A 20,996-nucleotide genomic window follows, 5' to 3' on the forward strand; every position below is an offset into this window, starting at 1 on the left:
AAACCGCCACATTCGCTTTGGCCCTAATCGGTACCTGAACGACGCGCACGTGCGCGCACAAAACCTGTCACCCAACCCCCCGTTGTGGCAGCAGGCGCGCATGACCCCGCCGCCGCTCCCGATCCTGACCGTACTCCCCGACCTCCTCGCCACTCTCCGCGACCGCACCTCCGCGGTGCTCGTCGCCCCCCCGGGCGCCGGCAAAACCACGGCCGTCGCCCCAGCGCTCCTCACCGAACCCTGGTGCACCGGCGAGATTCTCCTCCTCTCCCCCCGCCGTCTCGCCGCCCGTGCTGCCGCCGAACGCATGGCCTCCACCGCCAGCGAGCCCGTCGGCCAGACCTTCGGCTACGCCACCCGGATGGACAGCAAGCGCTCCGCCGCCACCCGCGTCACAGTCATCACGGAAGGTATCTTCGTCGCGCGCATCCAGGCCGACCCCGAACTCGCCGGCGTGTCGGCAGTCCTGTTCGACGAAGTCCACGAACGCAGCCTTGACGGCGATTTCGGCCTCGCGCTGGCGCTCGACGTGCAAGCCGGTTTCCGCCCCGACCTCCGCATCGTCGCGATGTCCGCAACGCTCGACGGCGCGCGGTTTGCAGCATTGATGGACGACGCTCCCGTCATCGAAAGCGAAGGCCGAAGCTATCCGCTGACACTCCGCCACATCGGCCGCCAAGCCGAACTCCGCATCGAGGACTCGGTCGCCGCCGCCATCCGCCGCGCACTCGGCGAAGCGGAGGGAGGCGTGCTCGCCTTCCTCCCCGGCGTCGCGGAGATCGAACGCACCGCCGACCGCCTCGCCAATCTGCCCGACGACATCGTCTTGCACGAACTCCACGGCAGCCTCGATCCCGCCGCGCAACGTGCCGCGATCCTCCCGGAGCCAGACGCTCGGCGCAAAGTCGTGCTCGCCACCAGTATTGCCGAGACCAGCCTGACGCTCGACGGCATCCGCATCGTCGTCGACTCCGGGCTGGCGAGGCGCCCCCGTTACGACCGCGCCGCCGGCATGACGCGTTTGGTCACCGAGCGCGCGAGCCAAGCGGCGGTCACGCAACGCGCCGGCCGCGCGGCGCGCCTCGGGCCGGGCATCGCGTATCGCTTGTGGGAGGAAGCGGCCACCGCCGGCCTTCCGCGCTACGACCCGCCAGAAATTCTGGAGGCGGACCTGTCCGCGCTAGTGCTGGCGTGCGCATTATGGGGTGTCGGCGATCCGCGCGACCTCCGCTGGATCGACCCGCCCCCCGCCGCCGCGATCGACGAGGCGATGGCGAGACTGACGACGCTGGAAGCGATCGAGGATGGTCGCCCGACGGCACACGGCCGCGCCATCGCCAAACTCCCGATGCCGCCAAGACTCGCGCACATGCTCCTGCGAGCGGGCGAACGCGTCTTGGCGCCGGTCGCAGCCCAGATCGCCGTCCTGCTCGGCGAACGCGGCATCGGCGGACAGGACGTCGACCTCGAAACCCGCCTCCGCCGCTGGAAAACCGAACGCGGGGCCAAAGCTAATGCAGCGCGAGCAATGGCGGAGAGATGGGCGAAACTTGCCCCCCTCCCGCTTGCGGGAGGGGTCGGGGGAGGGCGCGACATACCCCAAGCGCGCGGCACTGCTGGGTCAGCCCCTCCCCCGACCCCTCCCGCAAGCGGGAGGGGAGCAGAAGTGTGCGTCGCGCTGGGCTTCCCCGATCGCGTCGCACGCCGCCGCGACGCGTCCGGCGAGACCTGGGCCTCGGTCGGCGGACGCGGGTTCAAGCTCGACCCGACCTCGCCGCTCGCCCGCTCCGAATGGCTCGCGGTCGCCGACACGCAAGGCTCGGCTGCCGGCGCTCGCATTCTCTCCGCCGTGGCGATCGACCAGGCCACTGTCGAAACCCTCTTCGCCGACCGCATCGAATCCCGCCGCACCGTCACGTTCGACCCCACAACCGGCGGCATCCAGACCCTCCGCGAACGCCGCCTCGGCGCGATCCGCCTGTCGAGCGGCCCCGACAGCGGCGCCGATCCCGACGCGATCCTCGCCGCGCTCATCGACGGCGTCCGCGAGCAAGGCCTCGCGCTGCTCCCATGGAGCGACGGCGCCCAAGCCCTGCGCGACCGCGCCGCCTATGCGGGCGTACCGCTCGATGACGCGACCCTGCTCGACCGCGTCGACGAATGGCTCGCACCGCTCCTGGCCGGAAAACGCCGACTCGACGCGATCGCCCCCGGCGCGCTTGCCGAAGCGCTGCGCAACCTGCTTGGCTGGGACGCAATGCAGACGATCAACCGCTTAGCCCCGCCCGATTTCACCAGCCCCGCCGGCAGCACGCACGCGATCGACTACGCAGCCGAAGGCGGCCCCCGCGTAGAGCTCCGCGTGCAAGCCCTGTTCGGCCTCGCGGTGCATCCGACGATCGGCGAAGCGCGCGTACCGCTGGTGCTGAGCCTCACATCCCCCGCTGGCCGCCCGATCCAGACGACGCGCGACCTGCCCGGTTTCTGGGCCGGCAGCTGGACCGCGGTGGCGAAGGAAATGCGCGGTCGTTACCCCAAGCATCCCTGGCCCGACGACCCCGCCGCGGCGTCCGCGACGCTCCGCACGAAAAAGGCGGATGCAAGGGCCGCCGGTTCGCGATAAGGGGGCTCATGCCAACCGCCCGTATCTTCCAGCGCCCCAAGAACGCCATGCAGTCCGGCAAGCACCGGACCGACGCCTGGCAACTTGAATTCGAACCCTCGGAGCCGAAACGCCCCGACCCGCTCACCGGCTGGGCCGGCAGCGGCGACACCCGTGACCAGGTGCGCCTGCTGTTCCCGACGGCGGAAGCGGCGATCGCGCACTGCGAGCGGGAAGGGGTCGGCTACACCGTCGTCCCCGCGCCGCAGAAGACGCTGAAGCTGCAGAGCTACGCGGATAATTTCAAGTAAGCGGTGCGGGGGAATTACCCCGCTTTCCTTCAGCTGACCGCCTCCCGAACACCCCGTCATGCCGGACTCGTTCCGGCATCCACCCTTCCACACACTCGCAGGCCCTAGACTACGCGAATCCGTAGATCCCGGAACAAGCCCGGGGTGACGGAGTGGCTGAGGGACTGGGAAAACACCAATCGCCGCCTCCGGCGTCTCACTCTCTCCCAACGGGGAGAGGGAAGGGGCCCGCGGCGACTTCGCCGTGGGAAGGGTGAGGGGGTGGGGCGGGCGCGCCACCAGACCCTAGAGTATCGATCCCGCCAGGATCAGCAGCATCTTGGTATCGATCGCCACGCCAGCAGCCCGCTTCTCCGCCACGAACGCCGGCACGTCCGCCAGCGGCACGCGGTGCACGGTGATGTTCTCGTCACCATCGCCGCCCCCATCGCCGACCTTCGTCAGCCCGGTCGCGCGCACCAGTGTGAAGCATTCCGACGTCATCCCCGGCGACGAATAGAACACGCCCAGATCCTCGATCGCGTCTGCGCGGTAGCCGGTCTCCTCCTCCAGCTCGCGACCGGCCGCCACCGCGACGCTTTCGCCCGCGGTTTCGTCACCGACCAGTCCCGCCGGCAGTTCGAGACATGCGCGGCCCAGCGGCACGCGGAACTGCTCTACCAGGATCACGTCGCCCTCGTCGATCGCGACGATCACCGCCGCCGCGATCTGGCCTTGGCGCGCGGCGAATTCCCAGGTGCCTTCGGTCTGTACGGTGATGTATTTACCGGCCCATGCGGTCGTGCTCATAGTTCGATCAGCCTGTCGGGAAGTTCGTTGACCGGCGCACCGGTCCGCGGGAAATGTTCCGCCAATACCGCGCCGATCTGCGCCACCGCATCGGCCATGCCGTCGGCGGGACGATCGTCGCGGACGCCGGCGAGAACCGCCGCCATCGCCGCGCCCCAGGTCTCGTTCTGCACGCGCGAGTGGATCGCATCGTCGGCGATGATCTCGGCACGGTGCTCGGCCAGCGACAGATACAGCAGCACCCCGGTCGAGCCTTTGGTGCGCTTCTCGGCCCCCGCGCGAAACAGGAGTAAAGCCCGCCGCCGCACGCGCCGCGCCTTGGTCGCACCCGGCGTCAGCGCCACCCGTGCCGCCGTCGCCGCCAGCATCAGCCGCACCGCCAGGAACACCAGGGTCGCCAGCACCAGCGCGACCACGTACAGCGCACCCTGCGGTGCCGCCTGCCAGGGATCGACCAGCGCGTAGATGTGGTCCGCCGTGACCGGGTGGAACGCGAGCAGCGCCAGCGTCAGCAGCATCGCGAGCACCGCCCAGTGCAGCGACACGTCGTGATAGGCGTCGGACTGGTTCGCGACGATCGTGACGATCTCGCCGGTCGTCGCGGTCTCCGCCTTGGTGACCGCCGCCGTCACGCGGTCGTGGTCGGTGTCGCTCAGCCGCATCTTACCATCCCCCCGAGGCGCCGCCGCCGCCGCCGGATCCCCCGCCGCCGCCACCGAAACCACCGCCGCCCCAGCCGCCACCGCCGCTATCACCGCTGCCCCAGCTTCCGCCGCCACCGCCACCGCCACGGGTCATCGCGTCGGCAATGCTCCACAACACGATCGGCAAGGCACCGCTGCCGCCGGCACGCCCGCCATCGGTATAGCGCTGTCCGCTGACCCGCCGCGAAATCATTGGGATGACGATCGCTGCCATGACTATGCCGAAGAAGATCAGCCCGATCGGCACACCGCCGCCGCCGGTCTTGCGCGCATGCGTCCTGTCGTATTCCGCCGCCGCCGCCGTCACCTTCGCGCGTGCCTCGGCATCGGGCAACGCGAGCTGGTCCGCGACCGCGTTCGTCCCCGCAACGATGCCGCCGGGAATGTCGCCCGCCTTGAAGCGCGGCAGGATCTGCTGGTTGATGACGACGCTGGAGAACGCGTCGGTGAGCACCGGCTCCAGGCCATAGCCGACCTCGATCCGCACCTTTCGGTCGTTCGGCGCGACCAGCAGGATCGCGCCGTTGTTCGCGTCCTTCAGCCCGACGCCCCAGCTTCGCAGCAGCCGATTGCCGTAATCCTCGATCGGATAGCCTTCGAGATCGGGGACGGTCGCTACGACCAGCTGGTTGCCGGTCGTCCTTTGCAGGTCGTCGAGCCGCTTGGTGAGCGCCGCTTCCTGATCGGGTGGGATCACGTTCGCCGCATCGACGACGAAGCCGGTGAACTTGGGGAAGGTCTGCGCGGTCGCGGCGCTGCTACCCAGCAGCACCGCGAACGCCAGCGTGACGAGATAGCGGATCATCGCGCAGACCCCGATATCAGCTCGCGTTGCCGAAGTTCACCGTCGGCGCGGTCTCGGCACCCGGCGTGGTCGCCGCGAACGGCACCATCGGCTTGGCACCGTAGAAGATCTTCGCGCCGACCGCGTCGGGGAAGGTGCGGATCTTGGTGTTATAGGCCTGCACCGCACCGTTGTAATCGCGTCGCGCGATCGTGATGCGGTTCTCGGTGCCTTCGAGCTGGCTCATCAGCGTGGTGTAGTTGGCCTGGCTCTTCAGCTCGGGATACGCCTCCTGCAAACGCTGCAACGACAGCCCGACGGCACCCTGCACGCGCGAGAACTGCGCGATCTTGGCGGGATCGGTCAGGTCGTCGCCCGACACCTGGACGGTGTTCGCGGCGGCACGGGCCTGCGTGACTTCGACGAGGATGCTCTTCTCCTGCGCGCCCGCCGCCTTCACCGTCGCGACGAGGTTGGGGATCAGGTCGGCGCGGCGCTGATAGTCGTTCTGGACGTCGGCCCAGCGCGCCTTCACGTTTTCCTCGGCGGTCGGGATGCTGTTGATGCCGCACCCGGCCAGCGCCGATGCGAGCAGGATCGCGGCGGTACCGCGGACGATTGGGGCACGTGACATCGGGGCTCTCCTGAATACCTGTGTCACCCTCATAGGACAGTCGGCAGGGTTGGCGAAACCGAAATCGGTGGCTAGCCTCGGCCGGGCAACGGAAGGGGGCGCGGATGCTCAAGGAATTCAAGACGTTCATCATGCGCGGCAACGTGCTCGACCTGGCGATCGCGGTGATCATCGGTGCGGCGTTCGGCAAGATCGTGACGTCGCTGACCGACGACGTGCTGATGCCGATCATCGGCAAGATCTTCGGCGGGCTCGATTTCTCGAGCTATTTCTGGCGGATGGGACCAGTGCCGGCGGGCTATGTCGGCTCGCTCACCGATTACGCGGCGCTCAAGAAGGCGGGCGTGCCGCTGCTCGGCTATGGCGAATTCGCGACGCAGATCGTCAATTTCGTGATCGTCGCGTTCATCATCTTCATGGTGCTGCGCGTGGTGAACCGTGCGGCGGCGATGCTGGAGCGCGAGAAGGCGACCGTGGCGGCCGCGCCTGCGCCGGAGCCGGTCGAGATCGCGCTGCTGCGTGAGATCCGTGACGAGTTGAAGGCGCGCGGGTGACCGCCTTGTCCCTCTCCCCTGTGGGGAGAGGGAGGGAGGAGCCGTTAGGCGACGGAAGGGTGAGGGGCTTGAGGCTCGGGAGCGTATCCCAACGCCCCCTCATCCGACGCTGCCGCGCCACCTTCTCCCCGAGGGGAGAAGGACAGGGTCACGCCGCTACCAGATCCTCGGCGTTGGCGTCCGCCAAGCTCGTCCCATCCAGGATTCGCGCGGTTTCGTCGCGCACGCGCATCATCGCATGGCGGATCGCGCAGTCGGCTTCGCTCTTGCAGTCGGGGCAGGGGCGGTATGCAGTGCGGCTCACGCAGGGCACCAGCGCGAGCGGCCCCTCAATGATCCGGATGACTTCGCCGAGCGAGATCAGATGGCTCGGCCGCGACAGGCAATAGCCGCCCATCTTGCCGCGATGGCTGATCAAAAGCCCGGACTCGCGCAGATCGGCGAGGATCAGCTCAAGGAATTTTCGCGGCACGTTCGCCTCGGCGGCGATCCGCGTCATCGGGATGGGAGGGCCACCGGCGGGGGCACCGCCAAGGAAGATCATCGCGCGGAGCGCGTAGCGGGAGCGCTGCGTCAACATAATGCAGGTTGCTATGCACGCGCTTTGTGGCGAGCGGAAGGCGGTTTGGCACGTTGCGTGCTAGTCATCGCGGCTTGATGATAAAAAAGCCGTCTGCCACGGCCTTTTCATCGTGCTGCGCCTCCCCTATATCGGGTTTGCCGTCGGGGGAATCTTCTCTTGGCGGCTATGGCGATAAACCGTGGCGTGTCATAGACACAGCGGACCCGGGGGCAGTACCCGGCGACTCCACCACCGCCCTCTTCGCGAGAGGGGGACGATGACGGGGTCGAACTAGGATCGACGTGTGTTCAACGACGCTATGTTTCGCTCGGAATGGGACCACCGCAACGGCCCATACACAAGTGCCAACGATAACGAAGCACTCGCAATTGCCGCATAACTGACGGTCTAACGACCTAAGTTATACGGACGAAAGCGCGGTTCGGGCCACACCGGGCAACAGAAGTGGACACCGGCGGTACGGGGGGCACCGAGCAACAGAAGCTCCCCACTTTCCCACATCACGCAGCGAGGCGCGACACGAGGCTGAGCACCGGCGGGCTCATTCCGAGCGGCCCGATGACGACCTGCGTAATGACCAGCACGGCGGCGCCCCACCAGTAGGCAGGATGTACCCGGCCACGCGATTTCAGGTCGAAGATCATGCCGGCGATAACGTAGAGGGCCATCACCGCGAAGACGCCGAGCCCCGCGAACTTGCCCAGCAACGGCATCGGCAGGATCCGCCCGATCGCGGGCGACATCACCAGGATCGTCCCGCACAGCATCAGCCGCTTGTGCCACGCCGCCTGTCTGCGCAGTGCGATCGCCGAGGCCGTGAGCATGCCAAAGCCGAGCACCCCGACGACGTCGAGCACCAGGAATATGCCGGGCGGAAAGAAAAAGGGCACGCGGTGGTCGCGGATCGCCAGAACGGTGGTGAGGATACCGACCACGACCATTGCCGTCGCGATCACCGCCCCCAAAACCCCAAGCCCGCGGTGGAGCGCGAGCGATCCCCGCACGATCAGCGTGTTCTGCACCGCATAAAGAACAATCCATGATGAGAAGATCGCGGCGTGGAGGTGGACTTGGAACGGCAGCGTCAGAAACGACCAGTGCATCCGCCAGGCGTTGAGCGTGAAGCCGAAGATCACCGTAGCGGCGATCACCAGCGCCATGACCAGAAAGAACCGGCGCTCGTTGCGCAACACCGATCGACGATCGGTCGGGCCATCCGTTGAAACTGCCATCTTCGTCCCCGACTCGGAAGGTCTCGAACCTAAGCGTGCGCCATTTTTTAGTAACCTGCCAAGTATTTCACTGATGAGATACGCGTGGTGTTTAATCGCGACGGATCTCAAGCAATTAATCGACTATTATCGAGATCGAGTCTCTATACGTTAGCACAACCTTCAACATCGCGGTTCTTGACGGATGGTGCAGCTTATGTTGCAGAAGCGATGTTAATCCCGCTCAGAATTCCGATCTTGTTATGGGATATCGCACGGCGATCAAATGCCTCGACTAGGGCGAACACCTCATCGACGGTGTAAATGCCTTCGTCGGATTCTATGCCGATGGCGTGTTGATCCGCCTCGAGCCTGAGCCGACCCTCGACGCCCGGCTACGTCACTTGCTGCCAAGTATCGCGTTTGACGGGATCCCGTCTCTTCTGACGATAAAATTCGTTAGGCGGAAAGATCGGCGTGAACGGGCTGTGGATGAACCATCGTCAGCATATTCAGCAACTGTATGCCCGTATAGGGCTTCCGAACGAACCGGATATCCTTCGGCAGGTCCAGCGCAGCGACGTCATCGGTGCCGGACGTGACCAGGATGGAGATGCCAGGCCGTTCGCTGCGGACCTTGCTTGCCAAGCCGACGCCATCGAGGTCGCCGGGCATTCGCACGTCGGTGAGCATCGCCGAGATGTCGGAGCGCACCTCGAGATGCGCGAGCGCCTCGGCGGCGTCCTCGGCTTCGATTACCTCGAAACCCGCATCTTCGAGTGCGAGAAAGGAGTGGACGCGGACAAGCGCGTCGTCGTCCACCAACAATACTACCGGCTTGAGAATGCTTGTCATAGCGGATCGAACTGTCGAGCGATCCGACCGTTCCCGCGTTTGTCACAATCGGGGCTCGACCCGGCGCAAACCCTTGTCATCGCCGAATTTGGTATCCGAAAAGGGGCTCGAATACGGGGGAGCGCACGAAAAAGGGGCCCGGTTGCCCGAGCCCCTTCACCGCGTGCCGTGAGGCAGCGCGTATCAGTCGCGATCGCCCGTCAGGAACGCCGGAGCGAATTCGGGGGCCTTGTCGCCCTCGGAACGCTCGGCGCGGGGAGCGCGCTCGCCACCGCCGCCATCACGACGCGGGCCACGGCCACCGCCGGCATCACGGCCGCCATCGCCGTCACGACGCGGGCCACGCGAGCCACGATCGCCGCCGCCGCCTTCGCCGCGCGGACCACGGCCACCGCCGTTGCCACCAGCATCACGGCCGCCATCGCCATCACGACGCGGACCGCGCGGACCACGATCACCGCCTTCACGGGGCTCACGGGCAGGACGCGTGTCCTCCAGCTCTTCGCCGGTCGTCTGGTCGACGACACGCATCGACAGGCGCACCTTGCCGCGCGGATCGATCTCGAGAACCTTGACCTTGACCTCCTGGCCTTCGGTCAGGGCGTCGGACACCTTCTCGACGCGCTCGTTCTTGATTTCGGACACGTGGACGAGACCGTCCTTGCCACCCATGAAGTTCACGAACGCCCCGAAATCGACCAGGTTGACGACCTTGCCGTCATAGACCTTGCCGACTTCGGCTTCCTCGACGAGGCCCTTGATCCACTTGATCGCGGCTTCGATCTGCGCGGGGTCGGACGACGACACCTTGATCACGCCCTCGTCGTCGATGTCGACCTTGGCGCCGGTCTGCGCGACGATCTCGCGGATCACCTTGCCGCCGGTGCCGATGACTTCACGGATCTTCGACTTGTCGATCTGGAAGCTCTCGATGCGCGGTGCGTGCGCCGACAGTTCCTCACGCGTGTGGTCGAGTGCCTTGGCCATCTCGCCCAGGATGTGCGCGCGGCCTTCCTTGGCCTGCGCCAGTGCCTTGCCCATGATCTCTTCGGTGATGCCGGCGATCTTGATGTCCATCTGCATCGTGGTGATGCCCTCGGACGTGCCCGCAACCTTGAAGTCCATGTCGCCGAGGTGATCCTCGTCGCCGAGGATGTCGCTGAGAACCGCGAAGTTCTTGCCCTCGAGGATCAGGCCCATCGCGATGCCCGACACCGGACGCTTCAGCGGAACGCCCGCATCCATCATCGACAGCGAACCGCCGCAGACCGTCGCCATCGACGACGAACCGTTGCTCTCGGTGATGTCCGACAGCACGCGGATCGTGTACGGGAACTCTTCCTTGGTCGGCAGCACCGGGTGCAGCGCGCGCCAGGCGAGCTTGCCGTGACCGACTTCGCGACGACCCGGCGCACCGAAGCGACCGACTTCACCGACCGAGTAGGGCGGGAAGTTGTAGTGCAGCATGAAGTTTTCGTACGAAAGCCCGTTGAGGCCGTCGATCATCTGCTCCGCATCGCGCGTACCGAGCGTGGTGGTGCAGATCGACTGCGTCTCGCCGCGCGTGAACAGCGCAGAGCCGTGCGTACGCGGGAGGAAGTGGACCATCGCCTCGATCGGACGGATCTGCGTGGTGGTGCGGCCGTCGATGCGGGTGCCGTCCTTGAGGATGGCGCCGCGGACGATCTCCGCCTCCAGCTTCTTCATCAGCTTGCCGGCTGCCATCTGGTCCTGCGGGGACGCGTCCGCAAATGCGGTCTTGCCCTTTGCACGAGCGGCATTCAGCAGGTCGGAGCGCTTGGACTTGTCGGTCACCTTGTAGGCGGCCGCGATGTCCTTGCCGATCAGCTTCTTCAGCTTGTCCTTGGCGGTCGAGAGATCAGCCTGCTCGGCCATTTCCCAAGGATCTTTGGCAGCCATCTCGGCCAGATCGATGATCAGGTTGGCGGCTTCGCGGCACGCCTTGTGGGCGAACTGCACGGCGCCGAGCATGATCTCTTCCGAAAGCTCCTTGGCTTCCGATTCGACCATCATCACGGCCTGGCCGGTGGCGGCGACGACGAGGTCGAGATCGCCAGCCTTGGCTTCTTCCAGCGTCGGGTTGAGGATGTACGCGCCATCGACGTAACCGACGCGTGCTGCGCCGATCGGGCCCATGAACGGCACGCCCGAGATCGTCAGGGCTGCGGAGGCCGCGACCATTGCGAGGACGTCCGGCTCGTTCTCGCCGTCATACGACAGAACCTGGCAGATCACGTTGATCTCGTTGTAGAAACCCTCTGGGAAGAGGGGACGGATCGGGCGATCGATGAGACGGCTGGTCAGCGTCTCCTTCTCGGTCGCGCCGCGCTCACGCTTGAAGAAGCCGCCGGGGATGCGGCCGCTCGCGGAGAACTTCTCCTGGTAATGGACGGTGAGCGGGAAGAAATCCTGCCCTTCCTTGACGGTCCGTGCAGCCGTCACGGCGCACAGAACGACGGTCTCGCCGAGGGTGGCGAGCACTGCGCCATTGGCCTGGCGCGCAACGCGGCCGGTCTCGAGCGTCAGCGTCTTGCCGCCCCACTGGGCGCTTACGGTCTTGGTATCGAACATTCTTTTTCCTTCACTCCGGTCGCCAGATGCGAACGGGGCCTATGTGCGGGCTTAGCCGGCCCGCGGCGGTGTGGAGCGAGTTGTCGCTCCTTGCCAGTGCACCGAATTGTGTCCTGGCGTTTGCCTCCGCGCGAAATGCGCGGAATCAAAACCCTATATACGAAAACGGCCCCCCGAGGGGAGCCGTCTAGGTTACTTGCGGAGACCGAGCTTCGCGATCAGATCCAGATAGCGCTGGCCGTCCTTGTGACGGAGATAATCCAGCAGCGTCCGGCGCTTGTTGACCATCATGAGAAGACCACGACGCGAGTGGTTGTCCTTCTTGTGGCCCTTGAAATGCTCGGTCAGGTTCTTGATGCGCTCGGTCAGGATCGCGACCTGGACTTCCGGCGAACCGGTGTCACCCTCGGCGCGCGAATGCTCCTTGACGAGCTCGGTCTTGCGTTCAGCGGTAATCGTCATGAATTCATGTCCTCGACATCACAGATTGAAACCGCGAACGACCCGGACGTTTCCGTCCTCGACCTCGACCAGCGCGACCGGGACAGCGTCCAGTTCGGCGAAGTATTGGCCATCGTCTGCGGCGATCCCGGCCAAGATACGCCCCTGTCGGAGCGCCCCTGCCTGGTCGGGGGTGAGGGAGAGAGCCGGGATGTCGTCCAGCGCCACCCTCAAGGGCAGAAGTACATCTTCAAGCGCGTTGCCTCTAGCGAGTTCGTCCAGTTTGTCCAGCGATATCGCGGACGTGAGGTCGAACGGGCCGGCCTTGGTGCGGCGCAGCATGGTAACGTGGCCGACGGTGCCGAGCGCGATCGCGATGTCGCGGGCTAGGCTGCGGATGTAGGTGCCCTTGGAGACATGCGCAGTGAGCGTGACCTCTTCGAGGGAGGAGTGGGGCAGGGTGGGCTGCAATTCCTCCCCGGCACGGGGAGGGGGACCGCCGTCCGCTTGGACGGTGGTGGAGGGGGGGGCGCCACCAGCGGAACGCTCGCGGAAGCCCCCCTCCACCAGCTGCGCTGGTCCCCCTCCCCGTACCGGGGAGGATAGCGAATGAATCGTCACATCCCGGCTCGCGAGCACCACCTCATGCCCGGCGCGCGCCAGATCATAAGCCCGCTCCCCATCCACCTTCAGCGCCGAATACGCCGGCGGCACCTGAGAAATCGGCCCGGTAAACTGCGCGAGCACCGCCTCCACCGCCGCCAGAGTCGGCCGAACATCGGACGTAGCGATGCTCACGCCTTCAGCATCCAGCGTATCCGTCTGAACCCCGAACATCACCGTAAAATCATAGATCTTGTCGCTATCGAGCATCCGCCCGGCCAGCTTGGTCGCCTCCCCAACCGCAATCGGCAGCACGCCGGTAGCGAGCGGATCGAGCGTCCCCCCATGCCCCACCTTGAACTTCCCATACCCGCCGCTGCGCAAGGCACGCTTCACCGCCGACACGCCCTGCGTCGAGCCAAGCCCCAGCGGCTTGTCGAGAATGATCCAGCCATGCATGCGCGTAAGTCCTAAAATTCAATTGAGGCGGGAGCGGCCACCCATCTACGGGGAGGGGTGAAGCCTACCCCAAAGCCTCACAAAAATGCCGCCGACACAGCGCGACATAGCGGTCATTCCCGCCAATCTCGGTCTGCTGCCCTTCGGCAATCGCCCGCCCGTTCCCGTCGACCCGCAGGTTCATCGTAGCTTTCCGCCCACACCCGCAAACCGACTTGATCTCTACCAACGAGTCCGCCAGCGCCAACAACCGCGCCGACCCCGGAAACAGCGCCCCCTGAAAATCGGTCCGCAACCCGTACGCCAGCACCGGTATCCCAACCACGTCGCAGACATACGCGAGCTGATCCACCTGTGCAGAGGTCAGAAACTGCGCCTCGTCGACCAACACGCAGGAAATCGCATCCTCGCCGTGCTGCCTCGCCACGCAGGCCCCGATATCCGTCCCCGCATCGAACGCGATCGCCGGCGCCTCCAGCCCGATCCGCGACGTGATCGTCCCCGCCGCGAACCGGTCGTCGATCGCGGCTGTAAACAACATAGTCCGCATCCCCCGCTCACGGTAGTTGAAGTCCGCCTGCAACAGGTTCGTCGACTTCCCCGCGTTCATCGAGGCGTAGTAGAAATACAGCTTGGCCATGAGGGCAAAGAGCGGGAAGCTGGGCGGATGTCCAGACCCGTAGCGCGCTACGGCCCGGTATTCCGAGACCAGAAACCTGCTCCCGTCCCACCGTCATCCACCAGGTTCGGCCGTCGCTACATCATCTCCCCCGACCTTGGTCCCACCATCCGTTCGTCCCGAGTAGCTGCTGAGCTTGTCGAAGCGGCGTATCTAAGGATGGGTGGCGCGCGGAACCTGTGCTTCGATGCGAGCCCTCGATACGCTCCTTAGGGAGCTACTCGGTTTCTACTCAGCACGAACGGAAGGGGGCGGGGCGCTCGGGGCGGAGGGGGCAGGGAACGGGATGGGGCGGGCGAGGCATTAGACTCGATCCGCCGTCAGTCCTGACGTCCTGCAACTGGAGCACTAGCGGCCCAGCAAAATCAATCTTCTGTCAGATCCCGCGCAACATGCGGATCACGCAACAACTGGTCGATGTGCGTGCCCTCGTCAAAGCTCTCGTCCGCGAGAAACTTCAACTTCGCCGCATATCGCATCTGCACCCGGTTCGCGACTTCGCGCTGGAGGTAGGCTGTGTTGGTGCGGAGCGCCTTCAGCACCTTTTCCTCGTCCTTGCCGAGCAACGGCTTCACGAAGACGGTGGCGTGGCGGAGGTCGGGGGACATGCGGACTTCGGTGATCGTCACGAGGTGCTTTTCGAGCACCGGATCGTGGACGTCGCCGCGCGCGAGGATGTCTGACAGCGCATGACGCGCCTGTTCGCCGACTCGCAACGAGCGGACGGCCTTCGCTTCTGGGGTATCGGTCTTCATTCTTCTAACTCCCTCGCCCCTCCGGGGAGAGGGTGGGGGTGAGGGGCGGCCACAAGCGCAAACGCCTAGAACAGCCCCTCACCCAACCCTCTCCCCGCAGGGGAGAGGGCTCTAGCGCATCAAAGCGTACGTTCGCGCATCTCGACTTCGAACGTCTCGAGGACGTCGCCCGCCTTGATGTCGACGAAGTTCGACGTGAACGTCACGCCGCACTCGAGCCCCGCACGGACCTCGGCGACATCATCCTTGAAGCGACGCAGCGATGCGATTTCGCCCTGGTAGATGATGACGTCGTTGCGCGTGATACGCGCCTTGAGCGCCTTGCGGATGTTGCCCTCGGTGACGAGCAGACCTGCCGCCTTGCCGTGCTTGCCCGCCGAGAAGACCTCGCGAATATCGGCACGACCGACGACCGTCTCGAACGCTTCCGGCCCAAGCTCGCCTGCCATCCCTGCCCGGATCTCGTCGATCAGGTCGTAGATGACATCGTAGTACTTGAACGCGACCTTCTGGCGCTCCGCGATCTCGCGTGCCTTGGCGTTCGGACGAACGTTGAAGCCGATGATCGGTGCCCCCGAAGCGGCCGCCAGGGTGACGTCCGATTCGGTGATGCCACCAACGCCCGAGCTCAGCACGCGCGCCTTGATCAGGTCGGTGGAGATCTTGTTGATCGCCCCGACGATCGCCTCGACCGTGCCCTGCGTATCCGCCTTCACGACCAGCGGATATTCGATCGCCTGCTTTTCCTTCAGCGCCGAGAACATGCTCTCGAGGCTGGCAGGAACCGAGGCGGTCCGCTTGTCGGTCTTCACGCTGCGACGATATTCCGCGACTTCGCGGGCCCGTGCCTCGTTCTCGACCACCTGGAACGGATCGCCCGCCTGCGGAACACCCGACAGACCGAGGACCTCGACCGGCATCGCCGGACCCGCTTCCTTGATCTGCTTGCCCTTGTCGTCGACCAGCGCACGGACCTTGCCGCTCTCGCCGCCGACCACGAAAATGTCGCCGACCCGCAGCGTACCGCGGTTGACGAGGATCGTCGCGACCGGGCCACGGCCCTTGTCGAGCTTGGCTTCGATCACCGTACCCTCGGCGGCGCGATCCGGATTGGCGCGCAGTTCGAGCAGTTCGGCCTGGAGCTGGATCTTCTCGATCAACGCATCGAGACCGATCTTCTTGGTCGCGGAGACTTCGACGTCCTGGACGTCGCCGCCCATGTCCTCGACCACGATCTCCTCGCTCAGCAGGCGCTCGCGCACCTTCTGGGCATTGGCGCCTTCCTTGTCGATCTTGTTGATCGCGACGATCATCGGCACGCCCGCCGCCTTGGTGTGGGCGATCGCCTCCACCGTCTGCGGCATCAGGCCGTCGTCCGCCGCCACCACCAGGATGACGATGTCGGTGACGTCCGCGCCACGCGCACGCATCTGCGTGAACGCTTCGTGGCCCGGGGTGTCGAGGAAGGTGATCTTCGACTTGTCCTTCAGCGTGACCTGGTAGGCGCCGATATGCTGGGTGATGCCACCCGCCTCGCCGCGCACCACGTCGGTGCCGCGCAGGGCATCGAGCAGCGACGTCTTGCCGTGATCGACGTGACCCATGATCGTGACGACCGGCGCGCGTGGCTTCAGCGTCTCCTCAGCATCGTCGATCGTGTCGTTGGCCAGATCCTGGTCGACATCGCTGACGCGCGTCAGGTTGTGGCCGAACTCGGTGACGAGCAACTCGGCGGTATCCTGGTCGATCGTCTGCGTCATCGTGACGGGCATGCCCATCTTGAACAGCGCCTTGACGAGGTCGGCACCCTTCTCGGCCATGCGGTTGGCGAGTTCCTGCACCGTGATCGCCTCTGGGACGACGACGTCGCGGATCTGCTTGGCCTGCGCCTCGCGCGGACCACCGGTGCCACGACGCTCCTTCTCACGCGCACGCTTCAGTGCGGCGAGCGAGCGAGCGCGTGCACCATCCCCATCGCCGAGCGCGCGGTTGACGGTGAGCTTGCCCGAGGTGCGACGATCGTCACCCTTGCGGTCGCGCTGTTGCGGACGTGCAGGCACTGCGTCGCGACGGACGCCACCAGCCGGAGCATTGACGCCGGTCGCGCCCGGGCGCGCCGCGGTCGTGCCGGCATTCGCAGCCGTGGTCGGCGCTGCGGCAGCGGGAGCTGCAACAGGCTTTGGCGGCGGCGGAGGACGCTCTGGACGCGCCACCGGCGAGAACCGACGCGGCGCCGGGAACGCCGGATCGCGGGTCAGTTCGATGACGGGCGGCGGTGCCGGCGGAGCGACAGGGGCCGGCGCAGGCTTGGGAGCCGGAGCCGCCACGACCGGCGCGGGCGCAGGCTTTGGTGCAGCAACCGGAGCCGGGGCAGGCGCCGCAGCAACGGGAGCTTCGACCGGAGCCGGCGCAGGCGCTGGCGTCGGTGCCGCGACCGGAGCGGGAGTCGCTTCGACCACAGGGGCGGGAGCGGGCGCAGGCGCCTCGACCGGCTTCGGCGCCTTGGCTTCCGCCTCGGCACGCGCACGCTCGGCGACGCGGTTACGCTCGTCTTCGATCGCCTTGGCGCGTTCGGCTTCCTGGCGACGACGCCCTTCTTCCAGCGTGTTCATGCGCTGCTCTTCGGCCTCGCGGAGCAGCTTGGCCTGGCGCTCCTGCGGCGACAGATTGCTCTGCTGCTGACGCACGGGGGCGGGCGCAGGCTGCGGCGCGCGCGCCTGCGGTGCCGGGGCTGCGGGGGCAGCCGCCGGGGCGGGCGCGGCAACCGGTGCGGCATCCGCGACCTGCACGTCGGGCTCGCCCGGACGGCGCAGGACGCGCGCGCGCTTAGTTTCCACGATCACCGTATTCGATCGGCCGTGGCTGAAGCTCTGCTTCACCTGGCCGGTCTCGACCGTGCGCTTCACACCCAAAGGCGCGCGCATGCCAAGTTTCGGCTTCTCGTTGTCCGTGTCGCTCACTCAAATTCCTCAGTCATGTCCACGGCCGGGCGTTGTCCGGTCGATCCGGACGCCCCTATATTTTGTGACGCCGATGCGCCCTGCGAGGCCGTTTCGCAAGACACGGAAGAAGGTTCGGGGCCGATAAAATGCAGCCAACGGTCGAGCGCTTCGCTCACCCGCTTTGCTGCAGCGCGGTCTGTCAGGCCGATGTGTACCACATTTTCCCGTCCCAGCGCCAACGCCAATATGGTGCGCGACACAGGGAGTGCCAACCCCCGCAAACCCGAGCCTTCTTCATCGTTGCCGATGCGCCAGGCCTGGTCGAGCTTGCGGTTGCCGTCCTCGGCAGCATCCGACGCATGATAGAGCGTCTTCAGCTTCCCCTGACGTGCGTTTTGCTCGATCCGGTCGGAGCCGATCAGCACCGTACCGGACCGCGATTCGAGCCCCAGCCGGTCGAGCGCGTTACGCTCCAGCGCGGCTTCGATCTTGGCTGGAAGCTCGGGATCGATGGTGAACTCGCCGGTCTTGAACGCGCGGGAAAGAGCGCCCTTGAGCTTGCCCTTCTTGATCGCGGCTTCGAGCTCGATTCGCGTGACACCGATCCAAGCGCCGCGGCCGGGGGCCTTGGCACGCACGTCGGGAAGGATTTGGCCATCGGGCGACAGCGCGAGTCGCACGAGGTGCGGCCGCACGTCGCGTTCACCTGAGAGGATGCACTTGCGCACTGGCTCATTCCCCTCCCGCTCGCGGGAGGGGTCAGGGGAGGGGCTATCCGCAGGGGCGGCAGCCGTGACTGCCCTCCCCCGACCCCTCCCGCGAGCGGGAGGGGAGTTTAGCGGCGCAGTGTCATCGGGAGGGTTCCGCATGTGCGTCCTCCTGCGCCGGAGTTACTTTCGCGGCGTCGCGGTCGACCAGCAACTGGCCGCCCGCGCCATAATTCTCGGTCGAGACCTCTTCGATCACGATCTGCACCGCAGCCGGGTTCTTTCCCAGCCGCTGCACGAGCGACTGGGTGACGTCGGCGACGATGCCGGCTTTCTGGTCCTTGGTGGCGGACCCCGAGATGCGGATGCTGACGAAGGGCATCAGGCCTTGTCGCCCTCGCTCTTCGAGTCGGTCTTGTCCGCAGCGTCTTCAGCCGAGGCGTCATCCGCAGCGTCCTCGACCGAAGCGTCATCAGCCGAAGCCTCTTCCACCGGAGTCTCGTCCGCTTCGACTTCGTCAGCCGAAGCCTCGGGAGCCTCGTCCTCGAACCAGTGCGCGCGCGCGGCCATGATGATCTCGTTGCCCTGCTCGTCGCTAAGGCCATATTCCGCGAGAATCCCGCCCTTAGGCTCAGGCCGCTTCGGCGCGTCCTCGTTGCGACGACGCGGCTCGACGCGCTTCTTCTCGACCAGCTCGTCGGTCGCCAGATCGGCGAGATCGTCGAGCGTCTTGATGCCCGCCTTGCCGAGCGTGACCAGCATCGCCTCGGTCAGATACGGCATGCCGGCCAGCGCGTCCTCGACGCCGAGCGCGGTACGCTCCTCGCGGCTCGCCGCGTCGCGACGCTCCAAGGCCTCGGTCGCGCGGTTCTGCAATTCGCCCGCCAGATCCTCGTCGAAGCCCTCGATGCCGGCGATCTCCTCGACCTCGACATAGGCGACCTCTTCGAGGTTGGTGAACCCTTCGGCGACCAGCAGCTGCGCGAGCGTCTCGTCGACATCGAGCTCCTTCTCGAACATCGCCGAACGCTCGACGAAGTCCTTCTGGCGCTTCTCCGACGCATCGGCTTCGGTGAGGATGTCGATCGCCTTGCCGGTGAGCTGCGATGCAAGCCGCACGTTCTGGCCACGACGGCCGATCGCCAGCGAAAGCTGGTCATCGGGAACGACCACCTCGATACGCTCTTCTTCCTCGTCGATCACGACGCGGCTGACCGAAGCCGGCTGCAACGCATTGACGACGAAGGTCGCGATGTCGGGCGACCAGGGGATGATGTCGATCTTCTCGCCCTGCATTTCCTGCACGACGGCCTGGACTCGCGAGCCCTTCATGCCGACGCACGCGCCGACTGGATCGATCGACGAGTCATGCGAGATGACGCCGATCTTCGCGCGCGAACCGGGATCGCGGGCCGCGGCCTTGATCTCGATGATGCCGTCGTAGATCTCGGGTACTTCCTGCGCGAACAGCTTCTTCATGAAGTCGGGATGCGCGCGGCTGAGGAAAATCTGCGGCCCGCGGTTCTCGCGGCGGACGTTCAGGATCAGCGAACGGATGCGGTCGTTGACGCGCACCACTTCGCGCGGGATCTGCGCGTCGCGGCGGATGACGCCTTCTGCGCGGCCCAGGTCGACGACGACATGGCCGAACTCGACGCGCTTGACGACGCCGGTGATGATCTCGCCCGCGCGGTCCTTATACTCTTCGAACTGGCGCTCGCGCTCGGCGTCGCGGACCTTCTGGAAGATGACCTGCTTGGCGGCCTGTGCGGCGATGCGGCCGAACTCGATCGGCGGCAGCGGATCGACGATATAGTCGCCGATCACCGCGCCGGGCTGCAGCTTCTGCGCGCCCTTGACGTCGACCTGCTTGAAATAATCGTCGACCGCCTCGACCACTTCGACGACGCGCCACAAGCGCAGATCGCCGGTGTTCGGATCGAGCTTGGCGCGGATGTCGTTCTCGGCGCCGTAGCGTGAGCGGGCGGCACGCTGGATCGCGTCCTCCATCGCCTCGATTACGATCGCCTTGTCGATCATCTTCTCCGACGCGACCGAATTCGCGATCGCGATCAGTTCCGCGCGGTTTGCGGTGACTGCCGTGGCCATCAATGCTGTCCTTCTTCGGTCTCGGTGCCCTGAGCATCAGGCTCGGCCACGTCTTGATAGAAAACTTCGTCCGCGCCTTCGGTGGAAAGCGGCGCGGTCGCGGCGATGAGTCGGTCGGTCATGACGAGCTTGGCGTCGGCGACCTGCGAAAAGTCGATCGTCATGATCTTGTGCTTGTTGACGTCGACGGTGATCTTGGTCCCCTCGACGCCCATCAGATTGCCCGAGATTTGTTTGCGATCCTCGAACGGCTCGACGAGGCGGATACGCGCCTCCTGGCCTTCCCAGTCGGCAAAGTCCTGCAACCGGGTCAGCGGGCGATCGATACCGGGGCTCGACACTTCGAGACGGTACGCGTCCTCGCCGACCGGATCCTTGCCCTCGGCCTCGAGCGCATCGAACTTGTCCGAGATGCGGCGCGACAGCTCGGCGCAGTCGTCGATCAGCAACTGGCGCGTGTCGGGGCGCTCGGCCATCACCTGCAACGTCGGATCGGACTTGCCGCCCTGCATGCGCACGCGCACGAGGCTGAGGCCGAGCGCGGTCGCCTCGGGTTCGATCAGGTCGGTCAGCAGGGCGATATTCGCCATCGAAATTCCAAACAGGGCCAAAGCACAGGTGATTGCCGCCGCGGAGCAAGCCCCGCAGCCTCTTCATCTGGCGATGTAGAGAAGTGGTGCCT

General features: G+C 66.0%; 20 protein-coding genes and 1 other RNA gene. 4 read left to right on the plus strand and 17 right to left on the minus strand.

Annotation, left to right across the window (positions count from 1 at the left end; all coding sequences use genetic code 11):
* The first annotated feature begins 100 nt into the window (after window positions 1-100).
* Both hrpB and ACLBWL_RS05210 read left to right on the plus strand, forming a co-directional pair.
* Window positions 101-2,623, plus strand: a complete 2,523-nt coding sequence (hrpB, locus tag ACLBWL_RS05205; protein ID WP_447792010.1) for an ATP-dependent helicase HrpB — start codon at window positions 101-103, stop codon at window positions 2,621-2,623.
* 8 nt (window positions 2,624-2,631) lie between these two features.
* Entirely contained in the window at window positions 2,632-2,913 is a 282-nt protein-coding gene (locus ACLBWL_RS05210) for an ETC complex I subunit (RefSeq protein WP_447790838.1), read from the plus strand.
* 285 nt (window positions 2,914-3,198) lie between these two features.
* Here ACLBWL_RS05210 and ACLBWL_RS05215 read toward each other — a convergent pair whose 3' ends face one another.
* Genes ACLBWL_RS05215 through ACLBWL_RS05230 form a run of 4 tightly spaced genes read right to left on the minus strand, consistent with a single transcriptional unit; the run spans window position 3,199 to window position 5,824 of the window.
* Window positions 3,199-3,702 carry an NUDIX hydrolase gene (locus ACLBWL_RS05215; RefSeq protein WP_447790840.1) on the minus strand — a complete coding sequence of 168 codons (504 nt, stop codon included), beginning with the start codon at window positions 3,700-3,702 and terminating at the stop codon, window positions 3,199-3,201.
* The gene (locus tag ACLBWL_RS05220) at window positions 3,699-4,364 is read right to left on the minus strand and encodes a TPM domain-containing protein (protein WP_447790842.1); all 666 of its coding nucleotides are present in this window, start codon (window positions 4,362-4,364) and stop codon (window positions 3,699-3,701) included. The genes ACLBWL_RS05215 and ACLBWL_RS05220 overlap by 4 nt, the downstream gene beginning before the upstream one ends.
* A 1-nt stretch (window position 4,365) precedes the next feature.
* Window positions 4,366-5,211 carry a TPM domain-containing protein gene (locus tag ACLBWL_RS05225; protein WP_447790844.1) on the minus strand — a complete coding sequence of 282 codons (846 nt, stop codon included), beginning with the start codon at window positions 5,209-5,211 and terminating at the stop codon, window positions 4,366-4,368.
* 16 nt (window positions 5,212-5,227) lie between these two features.
* Window positions 5,228-5,824 (minus strand): LemA family protein, encoded by a 597-nt coding sequence (locus ACLBWL_RS05230; protein WP_447790846.1) that lies wholly within the window; start codon window positions 5,822-5,824, stop codon window positions 5,228-5,230.
* 104 nt (window positions 5,825-5,928) lie between these two features.
* Between ACLBWL_RS05230 and mscL the strand changes: the two genes are divergently transcribed.
* A complete protein-coding gene (mscL, locus tag ACLBWL_RS05235) occupies window positions 5,929-6,378 on the plus strand; it encodes a large conductance mechanosensitive channel protein MscL (protein ID WP_447790848.1) in 450 nt (149 codons plus the stop codon).
* Between the two features lie 148 nt (window positions 6,379-6,526).
* Here mscL and ACLBWL_RS05240 read toward each other — a convergent pair whose 3' ends face one another.
* Window positions 6,527-6,958, minus strand: a complete 432-nt coding sequence (locus ACLBWL_RS05240; RefSeq protein ID WP_447790851.1) for an RrF2 family transcriptional regulator — start codon at window positions 6,956-6,958, stop codon at window positions 6,527-6,529.
* 100 nt (window positions 6,959-7,058) lie between these two features.
* Between ACLBWL_RS05240 and ssrA the strand changes: the two genes are divergently transcribed.
* Window positions 7,059-7,414, plus strand: a transfer-messenger RNA (tmRNA) gene (ssrA, locus tag ACLBWL_RS05245).
* A 47-nt stretch (window positions 7,415-7,461) separates the two neighbouring features.
* On the opposite strand, the gene ACLBWL_RS05250 is transcribed toward ssrA, so the two are convergent.
* The 12 genes from ACLBWL_RS05250 to rimP form a co-directional block, all read right to left on the minus strand.
* Window positions 7,462-8,193 carry a hypothetical protein gene (locus ACLBWL_RS05250; protein WP_447790853.1) on the minus strand — a complete coding sequence of 244 codons (732 nt, stop codon included), beginning with the start codon at window positions 8,191-8,193 and terminating at the stop codon, window positions 7,462-7,464.
* 438 nt (window positions 8,194-8,631) lie between these two features.
* A complete protein-coding gene (locus tag ACLBWL_RS05255) occupies window positions 8,632-8,994 on the minus strand; it encodes a response regulator (protein ID WP_447790855.1) in 363 nt (120 codons plus the stop codon).
* Window positions 8,995-9,210: 216 nt separating this feature from the next.
* Entirely contained in the window at window positions 9,211-11,619 is a 2,409-nt protein-coding gene (gene pnp, locus ACLBWL_RS05260) for a polyribonucleotide nucleotidyltransferase (protein ID WP_447790857.1), read from the minus strand.
* Between the two features lie 192 nt (window positions 11,620-11,811).
* A complete protein-coding gene (rpsO, locus tag ACLBWL_RS05265; protein WP_055881152.1) occupies window positions 11,812-12,081 on the minus strand; it encodes a 30S ribosomal protein S15 in 270 nt (89 codons plus the stop codon).
* A gap of 18 nt (window positions 12,082-12,099) precedes the next feature.
* The gene (gene truB, locus ACLBWL_RS05270; RefSeq protein ID WP_447790860.1) at window positions 12,100-13,122 is read right to left on the minus strand and encodes a tRNA pseudouridine(55) synthase TruB; all 1,023 of its coding nucleotides are present in this window, start codon (window positions 13,120-13,122) and stop codon (window positions 12,100-12,102) included.
* 64 nt (window positions 13,123-13,186) lie between these two features.
* On the minus strand, window positions 13,187-13,762 hold the full coding sequence (locus ACLBWL_RS05275; protein ID WP_447790862.1) for a thymidine kinase: 576 nt from the start codon (window positions 13,760-13,762) through the stop codon (window positions 13,187-13,189).
* Window positions 13,763-14,166: 404 nt separating this feature from the next.
* Complete coding sequence (rbfA, locus tag ACLBWL_RS05280; RefSeq protein WP_056051571.1) at window positions 14,167-14,556, minus strand: 30S ribosome-binding factor RbfA; 390 nt, start codon at window positions 14,554-14,556, stop codon at window positions 14,167-14,169.
* A gap of 119 nt (window positions 14,557-14,675) precedes the next feature.
* Window positions 14,676-17,516 (minus strand): translation initiation factor IF-2, encoded by a 2,841-nt coding sequence (gene infB, locus ACLBWL_RS05285; protein WP_447790864.1) that lies wholly within the window; start codon window positions 17,514-17,516, stop codon window positions 14,676-14,678.
* Window positions 17,513-18,367, minus strand: a complete 855-nt coding sequence (locus ACLBWL_RS05290; RefSeq protein WP_447790866.1) for a DUF448 domain-containing protein — start codon at window positions 18,365-18,367, stop codon at window positions 17,513-17,515. The genes infB and ACLBWL_RS05290 overlap by 4 nt, the downstream gene beginning before the upstream one ends.
* A complete protein-coding gene (locus tag ACLBWL_RS05295) occupies window positions 18,348-18,587 on the minus strand; it encodes a tautomerase family protein (RefSeq protein WP_447790868.1) in 240 nt (79 codons plus the stop codon). Before ACLBWL_RS05295 ends, ACLBWL_RS05290 begins: the two co-directional genes overlap by 20 nt.
* Window positions 18,587-20,314, minus strand: coding sequence for a transcription termination factor NusA (gene nusA, locus ACLBWL_RS05300; RefSeq protein WP_447790870.1), 1,728 nt, complete (start codon window positions 20,312-20,314; stop codon window positions 18,587-18,589). Before nusA ends, ACLBWL_RS05295 begins: the two co-directional genes overlap by 1 nt.
* Window positions 20,314-20,904: a ribosome maturation protein RimP gene (gene rimP, locus ACLBWL_RS05305; RefSeq protein WP_332795937.1), complete on the minus strand. Its 591-nt coding sequence runs from the start codon at window positions 20,902-20,904 to the stop codon at window positions 20,314-20,316. The genes nusA and rimP overlap by 1 nt, the downstream gene beginning before the upstream one ends.
* Between the last annotated feature and the right edge of the window lie 92 nt (window positions 20,905-20,996).

The sequence above is a fragment of the Sphingomonas sp. M1A8_2b genome, from assembly GCF_053345535.1.